Genomic DNA, 18,852 nt, shown 5'->3' with positions numbered 1-18,852 from the left:
ATCGAGCTCTCTTCTGTAGAAGAAGAGGACGATCGTCCCGACGACGAACGCCGGAAGGATCGTGAGCGAGCCGGCGTATCCGATCGATTCCAGCCTCCCCATCAGCCACCGGACGACCCGATAGGTCTCCGTGAAGTCCGCCTGGTATTGCATGAAGAGAAGAAGCGCCGAAAAGAAATACGAAACGGCGACCCCTGCGAGAAGAAGGTGAAGAGTCGACATCCCTCCGCCGCGCCGCGAAAGACCGTAGAGAAAGAAGACGACGAGAAGCGCCCCCGCGAGAGCGGCGAGCGCCGTCCCGTCGATCCCGAGGAACGCCCCGCGGAGTCCGAGCATCACCGCGAGCGAGGCGCCGAACGCCGCTCCCGAGGAGACCCCGAGCGTGAACGGAGTCGCGAGCGGGTTCCGGAAGAGCGTTTGGAACGCGAGGCCCGCGAGCGAGAGGCTCGCGCCGGCGAGAAGACCGACGAGAAGACGCGGCACCCGCAGCGTCCAGAAGATGAAGAAGCGCGTCGTCCCTTCCGGGCCGAAGATCTCCCCGGGACGGATCGTCTCTCTTCCCGTGAACGGCGCCGCGAGGAGGACCGCGACGAAGACGAGCGCGAAGAGCGCGAGGAACGCCGCCGGGTTCTTCCCCCCCCTCACGCCGACCCCTCCGCGCGCGGCACGATGAGAAGACGGTCCGTATTCGGATGGCGCGCGAGAAGGAACCGGACCCCGTAGATCGCCTCGAGCGCCTCGGCGGATGCGATCTCCCCGGGCGCCCCTTCGCGGACGACCTCTCCGTCCCGAAGCGCGACGATTCGATCGGCGGCGAGAAGCGCGCGGTTCACCTCGTGGGTCGCCACGAGGAGAGCGAGGTTTTCCCGGCGGCACACATCGCTTAATACACGAAAAATCTCTTCTTGAAAGGGTGGGTCGAGAAACGTCGTCGGCTCGTCGACGAGAAGAAGACGCGCGTCTTGCGCGAGGGCCGCCGCGAGAAGCACCTTCTGCTGCTCTCCGCCGGAGAGGGTCGAGAAGACCCGGTCCGCGAGCGCCGCAATGCCGACCCGATCGAGCGCCCTCTCGACCCGCATCCGGTCCTCGGCGCCGGCGGGCCGCCACGTCGAGAGGAATGGATAACGGGCCTGCGCCACGATCTCGCGCGCGCTGTAGGGGATGTCCGGCTCGCGCCCCTGCGGGACGTACGCGACGATCCTGGCCGCCTCGCGCGGAGAGAGGCGCGCCCGGTCGGTCCCGTCGAGGAAGATCGTCCCGATCGGCGCGGGGAGAACTCCGGCGGCGTGCCTGAGAAGCGTCGACTTCCCCGCCCCGTTCGGACCGAGAAGCGCGACGAACTCGCCCCCCGCGACGGAGAGGGAGACGCCGCGCAGGATCGCCCGGCCGCCGCGCGCGAACGAGAGCGATTCGATCCGGAGCATCGCTAGCGAACCTCCCGAAGAACCGCCGCGAGATCGCGGAGCGTCTCGCCGAGGCGCGGCCCCGGAACGACCAGATGATCGCCGACGAGCACGAAGACGTTCCCCCGCTCGGCCGCCGCGAGACCGGGGAGCGCCGCCCAGTCGGCGCGCGCGAGGGCGGTCTCCGTCGCCGCGTTCCTCCCGAGCGGTTGGATCTCGATGATCGCTTCCGGATTGCGATAGAGGATCTCCTCGGCGCTCGGCTCCGGGTAGCGCGCGATCGACTCGGAGAAGACGTTCGCGCCCCCGGCCGTGCGGAGAAGCTCGTCGAGAAACGTGCCAGGCCCGGCGACAAACACGTCGCGCACCGTTCCCGGCGTTCGGCTCACCACGATCATCGCCTTCCATCGCCGCGCCGGCGGATCGCTCCTGGCGGCTGCGACACGCGCGCGGATTGAATCGACGAGAGCGCCGGCCTCTCTTTCGCGCCGAGCCGCCGCCCCGATCGAGTCGATCGACGCAAGCACGTCCGCCACCGTGTCGTTCCGAAGAACGAGCGCGCGAATTCCCCGCGCGGCGAGCTTCTCGGGAAGATCTCCGTGCGCGGGGAGAGCGATCACGAGGCTCGGCTCGAGAAGGAACATCCGCTCGATGTTCGGGTTCAGAAGCGCGCCGACCTTCGGCTTCGTCGCAGCCTCCGGGGGGAAGCGGCAGAAGTCGGTGACGCCGACGACCTCGTCCCCGAGGCCGAGGCGGAAGAGGATCTCGGTGATGTTCGGCGAGAGGGAGAGGATGCGAAGGGGCTGCGCGATCGAGAACGCCTCCCGGGGTGCGTTCGCGCGCGGCGCCTTCTCCTTCGGAAGATGGCCAAGCGCATAAACGCCCGCGACAAGCAGCGCAAGGATTGGAATCAAGAACCTTCTTCTCGGCAAGAAGAGAACGCCCTCCTTTCGGGGCGGCGGGCAAGGCGGCCGAAGTTGCCCCTCCCCGGAGCTTCCGCTATGATAGCGGCCTCTGTTCGCGCGCTCGGGGCCGGAACCGATTGTACGCGCGGCCTTCACGAATTGCATAGATTTACGTAGGCGCCCGCACGCGAAGAGACGGAGTGCGTGTCCGATCGCGAGGAGCCATGAGAGAACCTGGATCGAAAACGGACGAAAGGCGTGAGCGAACCGGGCTCGTAGGCTCGCCGCGCGAGGAGCACCTCGCTCTCTACCGGCTGATGGTCCTCTCGCGGGCGATCGACGACGCCGAGATCCGCCTCAAGCGGAAGAACCTCTCGTTCTTCCAGATCAGCGGCGCCGGCCACGAGGCGGTGAGCGCCGCGGCCGGCCTCGCCCTCCGAGGGGGGCACGACTGGTCGCTCCCCTACTACCGCGACCGCGCCCTGAACCTCGCCCTCGGCGTCACCCCGAAGGAGATGTTCCTCGCCGCCGTCGGGTCGATCGAGGATCCGGCCTCGGGCGGGCGGCAGATGCCCGCGCACTGGGGACACGAGAGGCTTCGCATCGTCTCACAAGGAAGCCCGACCGGCTCGCAGATGCTTCACGCCGCCGGAATCGCCGAGGCGTGCCTCTACGGCGAGAGCGCTCCCGGCGTTCCCGGGACCTTCCCCGGCGACGAGATCGTGTACGTCTCCGTCGGAGACGGAACGACGAGCGAGGGGGAGTTCTGGGAGGCGATGAACACGATCTGCAACCTGGCGCTCCCCGTCCTCGTCGCCGTGCAGGACAACGGGTACGCGATCTCCGTCCCCGTCGAGGTGAACACCGCGGGGGGAGACATCGCGCGCCTCTTCGAGGGATGGCCGAACCTTCTCATACGAAAAGTTGATGGATGCGACCCGGTCGCCTGCCTCGCGGTCTTCCGAGAGGCGGCCTCGCGCCTCCGCGCGCGGAAGGGGCCCGTTCTCGTCCACGCGAAAACGACCCGTCCCTACGCCCACTCGATGTCCGACGATCACTCCGCCTATCGCCCGCCCGAGGAGATCGAGGAAGAGGCGAGGAACGATCCGATCCCGCGCTTCGAGAAGAGACTCGTCGACGAGGGGCTCGCGACGGCGGACGAGCTCGCGTCGATCCGAGCGGAGGTTCTCGCCGAGATCGAACAGGGCGAGCGGGATGCGCTCGATACGCCGCGCCCCGGTCCCGAGGACGCCGAGCGTTTCGTCTATTCGGAGGCGGTCGATCCGACGTCCGACGCCTTCGCGAGCGAGCCCGAGGAGAGCGGCGCGAGCGACTCGATGGTCGGCCTCATCAACCGTTGCCTGCACGACGAGATGGCGCGCGACCCCAGGATCGTCGTCTTCGGCCAGGACGTGGCCGACGCGAGCCGCGAGGAGATCCTTTCACGCGTGAAGGGAAAAGGGGGCGTCTTCAAGGTGACCGCGGGGCTTCAGAAGGCGTTCGGATCGCGCCGCGTCTTCAACGCTCCTCTCGCCGAGGCGAACATCGTCGGGCGGGCCGTCGGATGGGCTCTCCGCGGCATGAAGCCGGTCGTCGAGATCCAGTTCTTCGATTACATCTGGCCCGCGTTCCTACAGATGCGCGACGAGGTCTCGATGATGCGCTGGCGCTCGCGAAACGCGTTCGCCTGCCCGCTCGTGGTGCGGGTGCCGGTCGGGGGCTATCTCCAGGGGGGCGCGGTCTATCACAGCCAGTCGGGCGCGGTCCTCTTCGCGCACAACCCCGGGCTTCGCGTCGTCTGCCCGTCGAACGCGCGCGACGCGAACGGCCTCCTCCGCACCGCGATCCGATGCGACGATCCGGTCCTCTTTCTCGAGCACAAGCACCTCTATCGCCAGCCGTACGCGAAGGGGGATTATCCGGGACCCGATTTCATGATTCCGTTCGGGCGGGCCTCGATCGTTCACGTAGGAAGCGATCTCACGATCGTCACCTACGGCGCTCTCGTCAGGCGGAGCGAGATGGCCGCGCGCGCGATCGAGAAGGAAGGGATCCGCGCCGAGGTGATCGACCTTCGCTCCCTCTCCCCGTGGGACCGCGTGGCGGTCGGCGAATCGATTCGGAAGACGAGCAAGGCGCTCGTCGTGTACGAGGACAACCGCTCATTCGGCTTCGGAGCGGAGATCGCCGCGTGGATCGCCGACGAGCTCTTCGAGGACCTCGACGCGCCGGTCCGACGTCTCGCCGCGCGCGACACTCCGGTCGGGTACTTCCCCGGGCTCGAGGACGCGATCCTCCCCCAGACCGAGGACATCCTCCGCGAAGCGCGGGACCTTCACGCATACTAGAAACGCCACACGGGACCACCGCTCGGTGGTAGAATTCACACGGACAAACCCCTGAAAGCGAGGTGGATCATGTTTCGAGGAATCGTCCCGCCGGCGGGCGCGGTCTTCGCGCTTCTCTTCTTCGTCTCGTGCGGGAACGGCCGCGGGACCGGCCCTGACCCCTTCGTGGAGCGGCAGATCCCCGCGCACCTCTCCGCCGACGTTTCCGACGTCGTCGAGTCGGCGAACCGCTTCGCGGTCGATTTCTACCGAGAGATCATGAACCGGAAGGAGGGCAACCTCTTCTGCTCGCCCTTCAGCGTGTCGACGGCCCTCGCCATGACCGACGCCGGCGCGGCCGGGGAGACGAAAGCCGAGATGGAGCGGGTGCTTCGCTTCTCGGGAAATCAGGAGAACGTGCACGCGGCGTACGGAGCCCTCGTCAAGAGCCTCGACCGCGGGGGCGCGCTCGGCGGGTACCGCCTGAACGTGGCGAACCGCCTGTGGGGTCAGACGGGCTATCCGTTTCTCGAGACGTTTCTCGATGTTTGCGCGAACGATTACCAGGCCGGCTTCGAGACGCTCGACTTCCTCATGAACTGGGAGAGCGCGCGGCAGACGATCAACCTCTGGGTCGAGGGGAAGACCGAGGAGAGGATCAAGGACCTCCTCCCGCCCGGCAGCGTGACTCGGAACACGAGGCTTGTGCTGACGAACGCGATCTACTTCAAGGGGAAATGGGCGAGACAGTTCGACCCGAAGGCGACGACCGATCAGGCGTTTCACCGGACCGGCGGCGAGGCGTCCGTCCCGATGATGTACCAGAAAGAGACGTTCGGCTACGCGCGCGGGACCGACCTCTCGATCCTCGAGATGAAGTACGTGGGCGAGGACCTTTCGATGTTCGTCTTCCTTCCGGACTCGATCGACGGCCTCGCGGACCTCGAGGCGGGGCTGACCTTCGAGGCGCTCGAGGCCGGGATCGCCGCGGTTCGGGACCAGAAGGTGATCGTCTATCTCCCGCGCTTCGAGTTCACCGTCGATTTCGAGCTGAACGCCGTGCTCGCCGCCATGGGGATGCCCTCCGCGTTCAACCCGGAGACGGCCGACTTCTCCGGGATGGATGGAACCCGCGATCTCTTCATCCACGGCGTGTTTCACAAGGCGTTCGTGAAGACCAACGAGGAGGGGACCGAGGCGGCCGCCGCGACGGGGGTGGTGATGGGGGTCACGAGCGCGCCGAACTACCCCATCTTCCGGGCAGACCATCCGTTTCTCTTCTTGATCCGGGACAACGTGACCGGCGCCGTTCTCTTCATGGGGAGGGTGGCGGATCCGCTTTCCAAGGCATGACCGGGCGGGTGAGCGAGGAAACGAGTTGGGAGAAAAGAGGAAAGAGAGGGGGATAAGAGCGGAAAACAGATAATCCCGGCCGAATATATTGGGCCGCTCCGCACGCAATCATATGCGCCCCCAAGAATCCAAGCTTGTTCCCCGTTCACGTTTTCCGCCTGCCCGCTTTCGTTCCTCTTGTCGAGCGATTCCCAGGCGGCTACACTCCCGTTTGGATAGGAGGCCTCGGATGGGCCGAGAACGGGACAGCGAGCATCTCGCCTCGAAGGAGATCGCGCGGCGGGAGGCGATCAAGAAAGCGCTGCGCGAAGCCGAGAAGGGGCCTATGGGCGGCCCCATTCTCACGGTTTCGCGCGACTTCCTGAGCGGCGGCGGAACGATCGCGAACAAGCTCGCGGCGAAGCTCGGATGGAACCTTTACGACCGAGAGCTGATCGAATCGATCGCCGCCGACCGCAAGGTTGACTGTCGCGCGATCGAGGAGATGGACGAGAACGTCTACCGATACATCCAGGAGTGGGCGAACGAGATCTTCCTGCCGGGATACGTGGGCCAAGCCGGGTACATGAAGGCCCTCACCCGCGTCCTCCTCTCGATCGTCAAGGATGGGAACGCGATCGTGATCGGAAGGGGGGCGCACCTCCTCATCCCGACCGAACGGCGGCTCGCCGTCCGGCTGATCGCGCCGCTCCCGGCGAGGATCGAGAACTACGTGCGGCGCTTCGGGTCGACCCCGGAAGAGGCTCGCGAGCGGATCGTCGCCGAGGACAGAAGGCGCAAGGAGTTCCTCGCGCGCAATTTCAAGAGAGACATCGACGACCCGCTCGGCTACGACCTCGTCATCAACACCGCGGAGATGGACCCCAACGCGATCCAGCAGGTGATTCAGGCCGCCCTCCGCTCCCGCTTCGACCTGACGGAATCCGCGCTCGAGCGCCTTCACCCGGAGACGGAGTGAGCAACGAGTTGAGAGAAAAGAAGAAAGAGAGACGGAATCCGATCGGTACCGAATCGGGGGATCTTGGGGCTCTCTTCAAGCCGGAGGTCCACTTTCTGCTGCTTGCGGCTGCAGGCTCATCCGAAAGAACAAATAACTGGAGGCGCATTTACATCAGACAACTCCGGACGCATTCCTAGAAACAAATACTCCAGGCCCTCGGAAGGGGCCCTTCCCGCTCCTGAGGAACCCCAGACGACTGCGCCCGAACGCCCGCGACGAAAGGGCCCGAACGCAAAGAGCTCTCCGGTCGAAAAAAGAGAGGAGCGCCCGCGGGTCAGGCGCTCCTCGATCGCTCTCTTCCTCTTCAGGCCGCTCAGCGAACCAGAACGAGCTTCCTCGAGAGGCTCTCCCCTCCGACCTCCAGCCGGTAGAGATAGATGCCCGAGCCGACCGGCTCCCCCTTCTCGTTCGTGCCGTTCCACGTCACGCTGCGAGAGCCGGAGATTTTCTCGTTCTGGACGAGGGTCCTCACCTCGCGGCCGGCGACGTCGTACACGCGTAGCGTCGCCTTCTGTCCGGGAGCGGGAACCGAGAAGCGGATCTCGGTCGAGGGGTTGAACGGGTTCGGCACGTTCTGCGCGAGGACCGGGCGCTTCGGCGCGGCATCCCCCGCGCCCGCGACCGCCGTGCTGAAGTCCCAGATCGAGATCGCGAAGTCGTCCACCGCCGCCTCGACCAACGATCCCGAGCCCTCGTCGGCCGCGATGAAGCGGAAGCGGACGTTCGAGGTGAGATCGATGAACTCGTGAAGCGGGAACGAGTACCGGGTCCAGGAGTTCCGGCTCTCGGTCGTGTTCTCGAGATAGACCCAGTTTGTCCCGCCGTCGTCGGACGCTTGAACCCTCCAGTAATCCTCGCCCGGAGAGGCGCCGAGGCTGTTCGTGTACCAGCGCCAGTACGAAACGAAGGCGATCGTGTACTCGGAGAGATCGTAGGCCGGCGAGAGAAGCGTCGTCTTTCCGCCGTCGACGTCGTACGAGCCGGCGCTCGATCCCGCGAGGCGCCCGGTCACGTAGCAGTTCACTCCGGGCGCCGGCGTGTGGTCGTCTTCCGGCTGGCACTGCGCGCCGCCGGAGGTCGTCCCCTGCGGGTCGCCCCGCTCCCAGATCCCGGTGGTCGCGTTGTCGCCGGGAACTCCGGCGGTCCACCCGCGGTCGATCTCGAAGTCGTCCTCAATGACCGTCACGACCGTTCCGACGAAGAATCGGTGCACGCTCGCGGGGGCCGTGCTCGGATGCGTCTTTCGATAGCCGCCCGTGTCCTCCGCCACGAGGTAGTAGCTCACGAACGTCCCCGGCATCTGCGCGGGGATGAACCCCTCGTACTCCTCCGGGTTCCCCGTGGGGGCCAGCGGGACCGTCTGGAATCCGGATCCCGCGTCGTAGCGAACGAGAAGCGAATCCGCGTTCAAGGCCCCCGCCGCGCTGATCGACGCGACCACTCGATACGGGTTCGTGTAGTCCTCGGTGTCCGCAAGGGGCGTGTGGACGATCCCCACGCGGAACGGCTCGGCCAGCGTCGCGACGAGCCCGACCGCGGTCTTCACCGAGTTCCGCGCGAGGGTCGGGCTGTTGTAGCTCGGGCCGACGAGGTCGTTGGTCGTGTGGATGTACGGGCTGTAGTTCCCCGTGTCCTCGAAGAACAGGATCGCGTCGTAGCCGTTCGCCCAGAACGAGGCGTGATCGCTGCTCGCCCCGCCCGGAAGCGATCCGTCGACGAGCGCGAAGCCGGGGACGTAGTCGGCCGCCGCCTGGAAGGCCGCGTCGCGGATCCAGACCGAGCCCGTGTTGTCGATGATGTCGAGGTCCAACGCGTCGCCGCTCGCGAGATAGCCGATCATGTCGACGGCGATCGCCGCGATGATGTCGTCCCCGCGCGCCGCCGCGTCGCTCGCGTACGCCTCGCTCCCATAGAGCCCGACCTCCTCGGCGCCGAACGCGATGAACGTGATCGTATGGTTGAAGTCGTACGAAGCCAGAACGCGCGCCGCCTCGATCGCGCACGCCGTTCCGGAGGCGTTGTCGTCCGCGCCGGGCGCGTTCGTGGTCGGAGAGGGAGAGGTCGAATCGTAGTGCCCGCCGAGGACGACCACCTTGGTCGGGTCCCCCTTACCCGGAATCGTCGCCACCACGTTCGGCTTGTAGTTCCCGCCGATCGCGTGGAAGTGGACGCTGTCGATCCCGAACGACTCGAACTTCGCCTTGATCCAGTTCGCCGCCGCCTGGCAGCTGTCCGTCGTGCAGTAGCGCGTCTTGAAATCCTGGAGTCGCTGCACGTACGAATCGACGAGCGTTCCGGAGACCGAGTCGACCATCGTCTGGATGAACGGGTCGGCGGTCATCGTCTTCGAGAGCCTCCCGCCGTCCGACTCGCGCGAAAGCCGGATCGGGCGGACGAAGACACGGGCGATCTCGAAGCCGGCCGCGACGGCGCCCAGAGCTTCTTCCTCGGTCGCCTCGATCACCGCGTCGAAGGGGTCGGACCGGAGCACGCGGACGAGGGAACGGAGCGTGGGGAGCTCGGACGCGTTCCTCATCGTCGCGGTGTAATAGGTCTTCCCGTCCATCGACGGATCGAGCACTTCGTAGCGGATTCCAAGATCGCCGAGCCGCGCGAGCTCGACCTCGTCGGCGACCACGAGGAGATACCGCTCCATGTCGCGGACGACGGTGAGCCCGGCGTCGAGAAGCGCGCGCGTCGCGCCCGGCTCGGGGTTGCTGACGGCCACGAGCGACTGCTCCGGCGGCCGCCCCCCCCCAAAGGCGCAAAGAAGCAGGACCACGGGTACCAGTCTGTTCATTCTCGTTTCCCCCACGCTCAAGGTTCAAGGACCCCGGGATGTTACAACTGTGGATTTTACCACAGGTTGCGCCGCTTTTCCAGGCCTCTCTCGCGGCCAGCTTGAGACCTCGGGCCGGGACGCCGGGAACGCATCGGCCGATCCGTCAACTTGCTGAAGGGAAAGAGGTTGAAGAAGCACGCCGGCTGCGGGGTCGCTCGTGGGAAGGCCGGATCGGTCGGGCCGGCGGGGCGCCGCCGTTACCGAACGAGCAGCGCGCGCCGGGTCGCCGACTCCCCTCCCGCCTCGATCCGGATGAAGTACGCGCCGGAGGGGGCCGCGCGGAGCGCGTTCGTGTCACCGGCCCACCGAATCTCGTGGAACCCCGCCTCGCGGGTCTCGTCGAGAAGGGTTCGGACGAGCGCGCCACGGACGTCGTGGACCGCGATCCGGACGCGCGCGGGCTCGGGGAGCGCGAACGGAATCGCCGCGAGAGCGTTGAACGGGTTCGGGCGAACCTCGCCGAGCGAGAGACGGCTCGGAGCCGCGGGCGCGAGAACCCGCCCGCCGAGCGAGAGACGGACAAGCTCTCCCCCGCTTCCGGCGATCTCGATCCACCGCGCGTCGAGTGAGCCGATGGCGCCCGGTCCCTCCACCTCGAGGAGGCGCGCTCTCTCGCTCCCCTCCTCCTCGAGAGTGAACCAGAAGACCGCCCCCCTTCCGCTTGCGGGATCGACGCGCACGAACGAGCGCTCCCGATCGCCCGGCTGAAGCCGCGGCAGGTCTTCCGCGGCCGCGCCGAAGAGAAACCGGACCGCTCGCAGTCGGAAATCGGTCGACACCTCAACCATCGAATCGTTCGGCGCGAACGCAAGGTCGACGCGGCCCTCCTTCTCCGGTCCGCGAGGAGGGGCCTCGAGAAGAAGACGCCCGAGGAAGACCGCGTCCGCCACGTTGATCCTTCCGTCGCCGTTCGCGTCGGCCCCGGTGCTCTCCGCCGCCGAGGAGAGCGTCTCGCCGAGAAGAGCTTCGAGGACGCGGCCCGCGTCGTCCGCGCCGAGCGAGCAGTCCCAGTTCACGTCTCCCGCCGGCCTCGCCTCCGACAGGAGAGACACCGCGAGGGGGATCGGCGCGTGCCCGGGAGGAACTGGATTCGTTTCGACGTAAACCGTATCGGCGTACGCGGTGCCGCATCGATGGTCCCCGACCGAAACCACCACGGAAACCCGCCCGCCCGGCGCGAGGCTCCCCGTCGGCGGCATGAATGTGATCCACGGAAGCGTGTCCTGGGTGATCCACGCGAGATGCCCGGTCCATCGGTTTTCGAGAACGAGCACCGAGTCGGCGAAGACCGAGTCGACCCCGTTCCCGAAGGAGAACGACGTCGAGCCCGAGACGACCGTGAGGCCCGGGACGGCGGAGACGGTGAACGAGCGCGCGGGATAGAGCGGGCCCTCCCCGCACGCGTTCCGCGCGCGGGCGCGCCAATGAAAGGTCCCGAGCGCGCTCACCTCTGCGAGATCGTATGCGGTGCCGGCGAGAATCGTGTTGACCACCGTATCCGTGAACGCGGCGTCGGTCGCGATCTCCAAGCGGTACGAGGTCGCCCGCGCGCGAGACTGCCATTCGAGCCGCACAGGGAGCTGAAGATTGGACGCGCCGTCGGCCGGTAAGATCAGCGCGCCGACGGCGGGCGCATCTTCCGCCCGCCCCGTCACGAGACAGCCTTCCGACGTCTCCCCGCACCGGCTGTACGCCGCGATCCGGTAGATGTAGTTCACAAGAGGGTCCACGTTCGAGTCGTCCCAGGTCGACACGCCGATTCGGGGAGGAGCGGTGAACAGATCCCACGGAGCGGAAGGTTGATCCACCCTCCGCCGGTAGATCCGAAATCCTTGGATATTCTGGTTGAGGTACTCCGACGGCCAGAGCCACGAGAGGCGGATTTGGCCGCATCGGTCGGTCGACGCCGAACACTGAAGCGGCGCCGAAGGGAGAGCGGGACGAACCCCGAAGGTCGTGCACGAATCGGTCGAGACGAAGCACCGGTTCCCCGCGCGGACCGAGTAGCGGGCGGTGTCGCCCGGCGCGACCGACGTGTCGATGATGCGGTTCGTCCCCGCGTCGACCGTGCCGACGAGCATCCCGTTGTCGGTGCGCATCACGCGGAACCACTCCGCCTCCGAGGGCGCCCATGTCCAAGAAATCTCGATTCCGGCGCACGAGTCCCTCGTCGCGGAGCACGATCCGGGCGGAGGCGCTCCGATCGGCCCCGGGATTGGAGCGCTCGCCGAGCACGGAAGGGCCGAGCGGCCGCAGTCGTTCACCGAAAAGACGAGAAACGTGTGGTCGATTCCGGCACCGAGGCCTGTCGCGAGCACAGTCGTGTCGGCCGGTCCGACCGAATCGACGACGATTCCGCCCCCGCGAAGAACGACATATCCGGACGCCGCCCCGGACACGGGCGACCAGGAAACCCGAAGGGACGAGCACGACTCGAACGCCGCGGCGCAAGACGAGGGAGGAAGCGGGGGAGAAGCGACGAAGCGGCCGGTGTCCTGGAGAGCAACTGATTCTTCACAGTTGAAGGCTCGAATCGTGTAGAGAACGCCGTCGACGCCGGGCGCGTCCTCGTAGAAGCGCAAGCCCGCGGAGAGATCGAACGAGCCTCCGGGCGGGCTGCTTCGGGCGATCCGATATCCCCGCACCGGCCCCCCGCCGGCGGGCGCCTCCCACGCGAGGCGCACGATCCCGCAGAGGTCCCGCGAGGCGGAGAAGGAGGCGGGGGGATCGGGCGCCGTCAGCGAACGGCCGATCGACTCGCACGGAGGTGAATCGCCGTCCGCGTTCCGCGCCCGCACCGCGTAGGCGTGATCGACGTTCGGCGAGGCCTGCTCGTCGATGAAGAACCGGACCCCGCTCCCAGCAGAGCCGATCCATGCGCCGTCGCGGCGGATGTCGTATTCCTCGACCGCCCCGCCCTCTGCGGGAGCCTCCCAAGTGATCCGGACCCGCCCGCAGAGCGTGTCCGTCGCGGCGCACGTGGCCGGCGAAGAAGGCGGCTCCGCGCGCGCTGCGGCGCTCATGCCGAGGAGCGCCCCCGCGAGGAGAACGACGATCCGCGCACCCCCGCGCATGCGGAGGCTCGCTCCGAGCGCGTGGAATGTGGTCAGTAGTTCCATCGGATCGCGGCCCCGAGGTCGAGGCCCGTGAGGTCGACCGCTCCCCCTTCGGCCTCCCCGAAGAGACGCGCGGCGCGGAGGAGGAGGCGAAGACGGGCGGTAAGATCCGTTTCCGCACCGCCGCCGATCTCGAAGACGCGCCCCGAGCCGAGAAGAGCGGCGCCGCTCGAACTGTTCGCGACGGCGTACTCGCCGAAATCCGCCGCGCGCGCCGCCGCCGAAAGATCGATCCACCCCGCGACACGATGCGTGTAGGCGGCCGTGAACTCCCGATAGTCGCCGGTCATTCCTCTCCTCAGATACCTTTCGATCGAGAGCGAGTCGATCGATCCGGTTCCGAAGGCGCCCCGCTCCGATCCTTCGCCCTTGAAGACCAAGAACCCGCGAACGTCGATCCGCCGCCCCGGCGCGAGCGCGAGCATGCCGTCGAGAAGAAGATCCGCCTCGTCTCCCTCCTCGTAGAAATCCTCGCCGCTTCGCTTGTCCGTACCGAACATGCGAAAGCGAAAATCCGCCGCCGCGCGGAAGAGCATCGCGCCGTCCCACTCCCCCTCGATCCCCGCGGTGAGAAAGATCTCGTCGCCCGGCTCGTACTCGTCCTCCGCGCCGCCGGAACCGAGGAAGGCGTACTCGCCCTTGCGCAGATACCCGCCTCCGGCGGAAAGGGCCAAGGACCGAGGGAGCGCGAACCCGTGGACGAGGCTCGCCCCCACGTCCAAGCCTTCGCCGAAACGTTTGATGGGTAAACCAAGCATGCGGTCGGCGACCGCCTCGGCGACCGCGCGCTCCTCCTCGCCCACCTTCGAGGCGCCGATCGGAATCCCGACGAAGATTCCGACGCGCGTTCCCGCGCCGCCCGGACGGAACGACGCCGAAAGACGCGCGTCGGCCGGCCCGCGGTATTCCGATTTCTCCTCCTCCTCGATCGACGCCCACACGCCGGGAAGCTCGAGAACGAGATCGCCGTGCGCCCCGACCGGCTTTCGGAAGCGAGCCGGCGCGGCGATCTCGAAGACCTTCGCGTCGGGCGATCCGTCCTTCCTCAGAGTCCACGTCCGGACGGAGACGCCGAGCTCTCCCTCGAGAAACAGCTTGTCGACGAGACGAACCTCGTCCGAACGCGCGAGAGCGGGCTCCGCAAAGGCGAGAAGGAGAAGAAGCGCAGCGGCGCCTCGAGCGATGGTTCGCTTCATGGCCGATCCACCCGGATCACGAGATCCGCGCGCGCGGCGGCGCGCACGTTGGAGAGATCGCTCGCCTCGCCGCGCTCCGGGAAGGGGGCCGGAAGAAGCAGCCCGGCGGATCTCGCGAGGCGCCGCTCCGTTCGGATCTCCGTGGGATAAGCGATCTCCGCCTCCGCGATCGCTCGGATCGCCTCCGCGGAACCGGCTGTTCGTTCCGCCCTCTCCGCGGCGAGCGCGAAGGAAGGATCGAGACGCCGCGCTTGCGCGTAGAGAGCGCGCGCCGCATCCGAATCCCCTCGGTCCTCCGCGGCGAGGGCGTCGCAGTAGGCGAGAAACGCGCGGAAATGCCGTGTCGGGACGGCGGCGACCGCGCGGCGTTCCCCTTCCGCGAGCGGGACCCCGAACTTCTGAATCACGTCGAACGCGAGACGCTTCTCGAGCGCGAGAAAGTCCGCGAGGGGGCCGGAGAGCGTCGAGGGCGGAGAGACCTCGCCCGTCTCGTTGTTCGCGAGGAAGTAGTCGATCCGGATCTCGTCGTCCTCCTCGCGCGGCGCGATCGTCCCGCCGAGCGACCAGCCCGCCCCGAGCATCGCATCGAGCGAGGCGACCGCGAGCGGGTCGCGTCCCGCCGCGCGCGAGCGCTCCACCTCCGCGCGGAGCGCCTCGAAGAGGAGCCGCGGCACGACGGGGAAATCCTTGACAAGCGAAAGATCGTTGATCAGCTGCTCGGCGATCCCCTTCCCGAGATTGCCGTAGGTCTCGGTCTCGCCGATCACCTCGAAGGGGCGGACGGCGAGAAGACCCGGGGAGAGCGGGGCGGGCTCCGCGGCGAGGGCCGAGGCTCGTTCCTCGTAGACCATGCGGACGACTCGGTTCATTCGGCCCCGCACGGTGCGTGCGACCGCGCTCGAGCGGTCGTCGCTCCGGTACAGGCGATAGGCATCGAGCGCCCCGGCCCATTCCCTTCGCCCCTCGTGGCAGAGACCGAGGAGAAGCGGGAGCGTGCGCTCCTCCGGGTCGAGGCGCGCCGCCTTCTTGAGGCGGGCCATCGCCTTGTCGAAGCGCCCCGCGTCGAGGTAGAGAAGGCCGAGGTCCCTGAGGATCTCCGCGTTCTCCGGCGCCCTCGCGCTCTTCTCCTCGAGACGGGCGATCTCCTGCTCGCCGCCTTTCCCTCCCGAAGCGCCGGCGGCGGATCCCGACAGGAGGGCGGCAAGAATCGGAAGGACGAAGAAGGGACGGACGAGGCTCATTCGTTCTCCTTCCCGGCGGCCATACCACCCGAAACGGTACCAGATCCCGCCCGCGCCGCACACCCTTTCCGGGGCGGGGGGACGGAACCCCGCGCCCGCAATGAAGAAACCCCTCCCGGCCGGCGGCCGAGAGGGGCTGAACCTCGGTTCGTTCGGAAGATCAGCGGACGAGAATCATCTTCTTGGTCAAGGATGTCTTGTCCGTATCGAGCCGATAGTAGTACACGCCGCTTCCGACCTCGCGGCCGGTCCGGTCGCGGCCGTCCCATGTCACCATGTGGGAGCCCTCTCCGACCGCGCCGTCGACGAGGTCCGTGACGAGACGTCCCGTCGGCGAGAAGACCGAAAGACGGACCTGGCCGTCTTGATCGACCGAGAAGCCGATCGTGGTCGTCGGGTTGAACGGGTTCGGCATGTTCTGATCGAGAACCACGCGAAGCGGAACCCCGCCGGGAACATCGGTCGAGATCTGGGGAATGAAGCCGGTCGCTGCGTTCAGGACCGCCTTCCCGACGTCGTTCTGCACCCACACCGTGCTCTGCATCCGGTCGATGTGGTAGTTCGCGCTGTCGTAGGGAACCACGTACTCGAAGTGGAGCGAGTCGCCGGCCGAGAGGTTCGGAACGACCTCGCCCGCCGTGCTCGGGATCATGTCCCGGAACGGGTAGTAGAACTTGCCCTGGCCGACCACGCGCACCCAGTATTGAACGATCGCGCAGCGGAGCCGGAGCGTGCCGCTCACCGCCTCCTCGGCGATCACGTCGATCTTGATGTAGATCGAATCGGGATCATCCGGCGGAGAAAGGTAGTGCTCGACCTCGATGCGGATCGGGGCCGGGTTGTCCGACAGCGTGTCGATCGTGGTCCGAACAAAGGAGTACCATTGCGCGTACGTGCCGAAATCGCTCGGATCCTTGATGTACTTCCCGTCCCAGCGGAACGTGGGCACGTAGTTGACGGCGTAGTAGGACCTGCGAGCGTTGATCTCCGTCGGGTTGTAGACATAGAACTGATCCGTGGCTGACGGCCAGTGCACGTGGTACTTGAGGGGCGCAACCTGCGTCCCATACGCCCCATCAAAGATCACGTCCATCGTGTCCTTGATGGCGCCGCAGCCCGATCAGCCCATGTTCGTGAAGTCTTCGATGAGCACCAGGCGCTGCGCCGCGATGGCGGGGGACGCCATCAAGAACGCGAGCCCCAGCGCCGCCAGGAAGCGTGGTCTCATGCATACCCTCCTTGCACGGCGGTTTCCTCGTGGGAGCGTTACCATCGGCGTGATTATAACACACGAACCCCGAAAGAGATAGAGGGGTTTTTTCGGCCGCCCCGGGCGAGCCGTCCGGAGAGGGTTGTCGACCGCAACCCCTTGCGCCGGCATGAGTTCAACCCGAAGCCCTCAGGGGCGGGCGACGGAGTTGTCAAGTTGTGCCCTGCGGAAAGGCGTGGTGGAACTTGATCGACCCGGCCTCGCCCCTCTTGCCTTTCGATGGGGGCAGTTCGCCGCGGGAAGCATGAAAGCGAGAAGGGCCCGCTCTTCTCGCTTCTACTTCACATCGAGCAGATCGCGCTCCTCCTCGATCCGGTCGAAGAGCTCCTCCCACGTCCGAACGCCCCGGTACGGTTTTCCGTTCACGAGGATGCCCGGCGTCTTCTTTACGCCGAACCGGATCCCCTCCATCTTCTCCGCGCGGAGACGCTCGACGACCGACGGGTCCTCTTGGTCCGCGCGGAAGCGCGCGAGGTCAAGGCCGACCTTCTTCGCGCCGGCCTCGATCGCCGCGTCGGAGAGATCCTTGTCGTTCGCGAAGAGAAAGTCGTGCATCTCCCAGAACTTCCCCTGCTTCTCCGCGGCGAGAAGCGCGCGCGCGGCGGGGACCGCCCTGTCGTTCGACTTGAGCGGATAGTTCTTGAAGTAATAAGCGATTCGCTTCGGGTCCTTTTGGACGAGATCGCGGAGCGCCGTCGCGGTCGCCTTGCAGTACGGGCAGCCGAAGTCCGCGTAGAGAACGACCCGAATCGGGGCCTTCGCGTCCCCGCAGAGCGGCGTCTTGGCGACATCCGGATCGAGAGGCTTCTCGGGAAACGCGGAGAGCCTCCTGTCCTCGATCTCCTTGAGGATCTCTTCCGGATCCCGGTCCGCCTTCACGCGTCGAACCACGAACGCGGCGAGCCTCCGAGCGATCGGATCGCCCCCCGACTTCGAAAGACAAGAGAGGATCGTTCCCTCGCACCCGCCGTAGCACTTCGCCGAGGCGAGCACCTCGGCCGCGGCTTCCTTGCGAACCCCCTTGAGATCCGCTCCTCCGTCGATCAGGTCCCAGGGAACGTCGTCCGAGGCGAGCGCGGCGGCGGGAAGGATCAGGACGAGCCAGGCGGCCGCGCGAGAGATTCTCCTAAGCATGTTGCCTCCTCCTTCCGAGGAATCGGTCCAAGCCGTAGCGCCCGTCGTCGAGGAAGAGCGTGTAGGCAGCAAGAGCGATCCAGAAAAGATCGCGCACGAGCGTGCCGACGCTGATCTCGTCGGCCGCCTCGCGCGAGGCGAAGCAGCCGCAGGTCATCTCGTACCCGCGGGCGAGCGCGATCGTGAGCGCGATCGTGAACACCAGCATCATCCCGAGGATGAGAAGCGCGTTCTCTTTCGTCCAGAAGCCGGCGATGAGGAGAACGCCGGCGACGAGCTCGAGCCAAGGGAGAACGATCGCCGTCACGTTGACGAGAGAGAGGGGGAGGATCTGGTACGTGGCGATGTTCAGCGCGAACTCGTACGGCACGCGGATCTTGTAGAGGCTCGCGGAGATGAACACCGCGCCGAGGTAGACGCGGACCGGGATCCCGACGAGCGCAAGCGCCCTCCGTGTCCGCTCGCCGAACGCCATGGCTATTCGGAGCCGTCCGTGAGGAGAGCGCGCCAGTCGCCGTCCTCCTCGAGGTAGTGGACGAAGTCGAGCCCCTGCGAGGTGAGGTCGTTCGCGAGGAGGCGCGCGGTCAGGGTATCGCCGACCACGACGATCGTTTTCTCCCCCGCCGCCACCAGGATCTTCTCGATCTCCTTATCGTCGACCGAGAAGAGAGGATCGTACGGAAGGGAGAACGCTCCCTCGATGTGCCCGGCTGCGTAGTCCTCCGGGGAACGCGAATCCACGACGAAGAAGTAGGACGGGTTCTCGACGAGCTCGTCGAGCGTGACCGCCGAGGCGGTATCTTCCCCCTCGGGGCAGTCATCGAAGATCTCGTACTCCGCGTCGGCGACCCAGCGGAGCGAATCCGGGCGGCCCGCGTTGATCGCCACGGCGACCAGGGCCGACAAGGCGAAAACGAGAAACGACCGGAACAGTAAGCGAAACAACGAGTTGCATCGAGACATCATCAAGACTCCCGGCTTTCGAGCGGGGAGGCACGCTCGTACAAGCCCTTCCACCCTTGCCCGCCCGGCGGAGTTCCCGCGGGGGAAGGGCGCCTTGGAATG

14 protein-coding genes are annotated in these 18,852 nt (G+C 66.9%); 3 read left to right on the top strand and 11 right to left on the bottom strand.

Going from position 1 to position 18,852, the window contains the following annotated elements; genetic code table 11:
• The 3 genes from FJY73_10410 to FJY73_10400 all read right to left on the bottom strand — a co-directional run.
• Positions 1 to 645: iron ABC transporter permease (locus tag FJY73_10410; GenBank protein ID MBM3321076.1), on the bottom strand; the 645-nt coding region annotated here is incomplete at its 3' end.
• Entirely contained in the window at positions 642 to 1,424 is a 783-nt protein-coding gene (locus FJY73_10405; protein MBM3321075.1) for an ABC transporter ATP-binding protein, read from the bottom strand. The genes FJY73_10405 and FJY73_10410, both read right to left, overlap by 4 nt.
• A gap of 2 nt (positions 1,425 to 1,426) precedes the next feature.
• Positions 1,427 to 2,335 carry an ABC transporter substrate-binding protein gene (locus tag FJY73_10400; protein MBM3321074.1) on the bottom strand — a complete coding sequence of 303 codons (909 nt, stop codon included), beginning with the start codon at positions 2,333 to 2,335 and terminating at the stop codon, positions 1,427 to 1,429.
• A 197-nt stretch (positions 2,336 to 2,532) separates the two neighbouring features.
• On the opposite strand from FJY73_10400, the gene FJY73_10395 reads away from it, so the two are divergent.
• The 3 genes from FJY73_10395 to FJY73_10385 all read left to right on the top strand — a co-directional run bounded on the left by FJY73_10395 (position 2,533) and on the right by FJY73_10385 (position 6,946).
• The gene (locus FJY73_10395; GenBank protein MBM3321073.1) at positions 2,533 to 4,656 is read left to right on the top strand and encodes a dehydrogenase E1 component subunit alpha/beta; all 2,124 of its coding nucleotides are present in this window, start codon (positions 2,533 to 2,535) and stop codon (positions 4,654 to 4,656) included.
• Positions 4,657 to 4,725: 69 nt separating this feature from the next.
• Entirely contained in the window at positions 4,726 to 5,988 is a 1,263-nt protein-coding gene (locus FJY73_10390; protein ID MBM3321072.1) for a serpin family protein, read from the top strand.
• 229 nt (positions 5,989 to 6,217) lie between these two features.
• The gene (locus tag FJY73_10385; GenBank protein MBM3321071.1) at positions 6,218 to 6,946 is read left to right on the top strand and encodes a cytidylate kinase-like family protein; all 729 of its coding nucleotides are present in this window, start codon (positions 6,218 to 6,220) and stop codon (positions 6,944 to 6,946) included.
• Between the two features lie 355 nt (positions 6,947 to 7,301).
• Here the strand turns inward: FJY73_10385 and FJY73_10380 are convergent, their stop codons facing one another.
• From FJY73_10380 to FJY73_10345, 8 genes are all read right to left on the bottom strand, one after another.
• Positions 7,302 to 9,788: a M20/M25/M40 family metallo-hydrolase gene (locus FJY73_10380; protein MBM3321070.1), complete on the bottom strand. Its 2,487-nt coding sequence runs from the start codon at positions 9,786 to 9,788 to the stop codon at positions 7,302 to 7,304.
• 239 nt (positions 9,789 to 10,027) lie between these two features.
• Positions 10,028 to 12,904 carry a hypothetical protein gene (locus tag FJY73_10375; protein MBM3321069.1) on the bottom strand — a complete coding sequence of 959 codons (2,877 nt, stop codon included), beginning with the start codon at positions 12,902 to 12,904 and terminating at the stop codon, positions 10,028 to 10,030.
• 32 nt (positions 12,905 to 12,936) lie between these two features.
• A complete protein-coding gene (locus FJY73_10370; GenBank protein ID MBM3321068.1) occupies positions 12,937 to 14,142 on the bottom strand; it encodes a hypothetical protein in 1,206 nt (401 codons plus the stop codon).
• Complete coding sequence (locus tag FJY73_10365) at positions 14,139 to 15,383, bottom strand: tetratricopeptide repeat protein (protein ID MBM3321067.1); 1,245 nt, start codon at positions 15,381 to 15,383, stop codon at positions 14,139 to 14,141. Before FJY73_10365 ends, FJY73_10370 begins: the two co-directional genes overlap by 4 nt.
• A gap of 160 nt (positions 15,384 to 15,543) precedes the next feature.
• Positions 15,544 to 16,476 (bottom strand): T9SS type A sorting domain-containing protein, encoded by a 933-nt coding sequence (locus FJY73_10360; GenBank protein MBM3321066.1) that lies wholly within the window; start codon positions 16,474 to 16,476, stop codon positions 15,544 to 15,546.
• Between the two features lie 453 nt (positions 16,477 to 16,929).
• Positions 16,930 to 17,787, bottom strand: coding sequence for a thioredoxin domain-containing protein (locus FJY73_10355; GenBank protein ID MBM3321065.1), 858 nt, complete (start codon positions 17,785 to 17,787; stop codon positions 16,930 to 16,932).
• Positions 17,780 to 18,262: a DoxX family membrane protein gene (locus tag FJY73_10350; GenBank protein ID MBM3321064.1), complete on the bottom strand. Its 483-nt coding sequence runs from the start codon at positions 18,260 to 18,262 to the stop codon at positions 17,780 to 17,782. The genes FJY73_10355 and FJY73_10350 overlap by 8 nt, the downstream gene beginning before the upstream one ends.
• 2 nt (positions 18,263 to 18,264) lie before the next feature.
• Positions 18,265 to 18,753, bottom strand: coding sequence for a rhodanese-like domain-containing protein (locus FJY73_10345; GenBank protein ID MBM3321063.1), 489 nt, complete (start codon positions 18,751 to 18,753; stop codon positions 18,265 to 18,267).
• Between the last annotated feature and the right edge of the window lie 99 nt (positions 18,754 to 18,852).

The sequence above is a fragment of the Candidatus Eisenbacteria bacterium genome, from assembly GCA_016867715.1.
GTDB lineage: Bacteria > Orphanbacterota > Orphanbacteria > Orphanbacterales > Orphanbacteraceae > VGIW01.
This window is presented reverse-complemented; position numbering and strand designations above follow the sequence as displayed.